Source organism: Limnochordia bacterium (assembly GCA_023230925.1).
Lineage (GTDB): Bacteria > Bacillota > Limnochordia > DUMW01 > DUMW01 > JALNWK01.
Genome location: JALNWK010000105.1, coordinates 1 through 3,250, shown reverse-complemented (window position 1 = coordinate 3,250; position 3,250 = coordinate 1). Strand labels below are relative to the sequence as shown.

Genomic DNA, 3,250 nt, shown 5'->3' with positions numbered 1-3,250 from the left:
GTCAGCGAATCTATAACATGGATAGTTAAAGGTCTTACCTCCACTGTTTGCCCAAATCGACACGAAGTCAATACTAATATAACGACAACTAATACAAGAGTAATCACTATTCGATTCATTGCAATCCAACCCCCGTTCTAAATCTGGTCAAGTAATCTTTTGTAGCCTCTTGTGCTTCTAATACTCTGGGTTCAGGATTACGTGGTGTCCCAGCTTTATCAGCACCTTTACCCTTTGGTCCCAAATGATGATATACTGTTATTCCCAAAACGCTGAGACTATCTACAAATTTATCAGCATGAGCGGATATATCTTGTATTGCATGCAACCCCTTATCCAAATGTATCATAGCTTCGGCTTCTAGAATTGAAACCCTAATATCATTAATCCACTTCATTGGTTCTCCCCCTATTTGGCCTCTGGGATAATAATCTAAATATATAGCGTAAACCGGAAGTTATATGTCTGGAGGGGTCCTCCAGATCACTACTGCCATAGCTTTACTGGCATTGGCAAATTCCCATCCACCCCTCCGGCCGCTTCCTTGCATCTAGGTCCAAGCACCTTTCGATAGTTATTGGTACCCCACGACCAGACCGTACCATCAACTCGCAGGGCCAATGAGTGGGTACTACCACCAACAACAGCAATTATATTTGTTGGACCTTTCACTTGCACGGGTGTGCCTAGCCCTATTGGGTGTCTTGACAAGTACTCCGTTCCATCACCGAGCTGCCCAGATTCATTTCGTCCCCAGGCCCAGCTAGTAGCAGCACTTTCAGCGACTACAATGATCGTATGACCCTCCCCAGTACCAATGACAGCTGCAGAAAGGCCAACAACGGGAACTGGTTGGTAGCTGTAGTCTTGTTCCATATCCCCTTGGCCTAACTGTCCGCATCTATTGCTACCCCAAGTCCAGACTGTACCGTCAGATTGTAGCGCCACGCTATGCTCGGCACCTGCGGCAATGGAGACGATATTTGTCAAATCTGCCACCGGTACTGGAATGGAGTAATCGTCCATCGTGGCAAGCGCATTGCCCAATTGACCAAGGGAATTGTCTCCCCATGCCCAAACGGTGCCACCTGAATCCAAGGCAATCGTGTGGTTTGCTCCTAGAGCAACTGTAACTATGTCTTCTAGGCCATTCACTCTTATGGGAACATAGTTTTTTGAATCTGACTGATATCCGAGTTGACCACAGTCATTGCTTCCCCAAGTCCACACACTACCTGTGGCATCTACGGCCGCAATATGTTTTGGACCACCGGCGATGAGGATTATATCTCCAAGCCCCGGAATCTGTACAGGGATCGGACTATTCGCAAGATTCTCATCCCCTAGCTGCCCATACTCGTTCCTTCCCCATACCCAGACGGTACCATCATGCGCTAGGGCCGCCGTGTAGTTTTCACACGCGGTGATGGCAACCATATCTCTTAGTCCTTCCACTTGTACAGGGTCCAGACTCTCCTCGAAGGAACCGTTGCCCAACTGACCGGAGGAATTCCACCCCCAAGTCCAAACGGTGCCATCCGTTCTTAAGACAACAGAATGGGAATCCCCAGCAGCAATACCAACTGCCTTCTTATCTACGTGGGGATAATAGCCTGAACGTAGATAGGGATAGTACCTCCCATCGTCTATCTCCCAAGTAGAATCGAAATCCCATCCGACGTATGTTGCCCTGCTAACCATCTCCGCGGTGGTTTTCGGGCTCCCTTTTCCGAAGTCCAAAACTCCGGTGCCATCTCTATCGTAGAAACTGCCGACGATACTCCCTGAGTTAGAGGCAACAAGCCCGCCCCTAGTCATGGCCCTTCGGATGTGCCCGGTGGCATAACTATGGATAACATCGCCTGTATTATATCCCACTAACCCACCACAGCCCGGTCCCTCAATAGAGCCTGTAGCATAAGTATTGACGATGGTACCCCCGCTATTTGTCCCTACCAAGCCACCCACCCAAGCCCGACCTGTAACGGTGCACGACGCATAACTATCGCGGATCTCCCCGGCATTGTATCCGACAAGACCACCGCTACCCACCACATCACCAGTAGCGTAACAGTTAAGAATACTACCCTGATTGTGGCCGACTAACGCACCAACTTCCCATACTCCTGCCACACTTCCGCTTACAGAGCAATTGACCACTCTTGCATTCGCCTTTAGGACCGCGCCGACCAGCCCACCTACCCGGGAAGCTTCTCCTTGGATATGGACAGTCTCTAGTTTCATGTTCTTCAGCTCAGCTCCAGAACCAAGACATGCAAACAGTCCGACATGCACGATTTGCGAAGAATCAATGCCTAAGCTGGTAATTCGGTGCCCATCCCCATCATAAGTCCCTGTAAAGGCCTCCGTCTCAGAACCGATCGGCTTCCATCCATTTCCCCTGCTTATACCAAGACGAGCAAGAAGCGACGAATCGAGGCTATATCGGGCAAGATCAATGTCTCCTACTTGTCTAAAGTGTTTATCCAGATAATACCGCACATTATTCAGCTCTTTGGCCGTAGCAACCAAATAGGGATCGTCTTTAGTACCACTTCCCCCGGTGAATTCCCTTCTTTGGCATCCACCAAAGACTATCGCGAGTATAATCAGCAAGATCACCGTCGTTGTCTGACTAAATCCTCTTTGCGAAAACACATCCATAGTGAATTGGCCTCCCTTGGCGTAGGAGGGCCGTTGAAGTCCTCCTCGGAATTACGTTCTCAATCTAACCGTGATCTTAGCCTAACAAAGGCAGAACAATTATTCTAGGATCAAGGATTCTTCATCCGGCGTCGAAACCGCCAGTGGTCCAAAAGCCTTTTCGCACTGGAACATCCACGTCCATCGTACATACTTCATCGTCGTGTTTACCCTTTGTGTGGGTGTCAACCCATATCAAGTAGAATAGATACCTTAAGCCTGTTCAGCAGAGCATTCCTGTGGAATGTGCAACTGCCAACACAAGAAGACTCCATTCCAACGTTGACCGTGGTAATTCCGGGACTGTTTACCCTTCTCTATGGGCCGGTATTAACATTCCGTTCTAAACCAGGTTTTCTATAGAACAGACGCCAGCGTGGCCTGACAAAAGGAACGTCCTTTAGCCAGAATTGGAGTAAGTACATTGAACCTAGATCAGGCAAGCTGATTTGCCAAGGCTGATAGTATTGCTAGTTTGCATGGCCTTTCAGGATCACAAAAAGTGAGTAGATTTCTTTAAGTTCGTATGGCGATAGTCTCTTCCTTG

The 3,250-nt window shown here is 48.6% G+C and carries 2 protein-coding genes; both read right to left on the bottom strand.

Annotated elements, in window-relative coordinates:
* Window positions 1–115 precede the first annotated feature (115 nt).
* Window positions 116–397, bottom strand: a complete 282-nt coding sequence (locus tag M0Q40_12630; protein ID MCK9223432.1) for a hypothetical protein — start codon at window positions 395–397, stop codon at window positions 116–118.
* Between the two features lie 89 nt (window positions 398–486).
* Window positions 487–2,664 (bottom strand): hypothetical protein, encoded by a 2,178-nt coding sequence (locus M0Q40_12625; GenBank protein MCK9223431.1) that lies wholly within the window; start codon window positions 2,662–2,664, stop codon window positions 487–489.
* Window positions 2,665–3,250: the final 586 nt, after the last annotated feature.

Excerpts from the sequence above, each read along its gene's own strand:
- M0Q40_12630 (MCK9223432.1), bottom strand. The coding sequence starts at position 397 with ATGAAGTGGATTAATGATATTAGGGTTTCAATTCTAGAAGCCGAAGCT.
- M0Q40_12625 (MCK9223431.1), bottom strand. The coding sequence starts at position 2,664 with ATGGATGTGTTTTCGCAAAGAGGATTTAGTCAGACAACGACGGTGATC.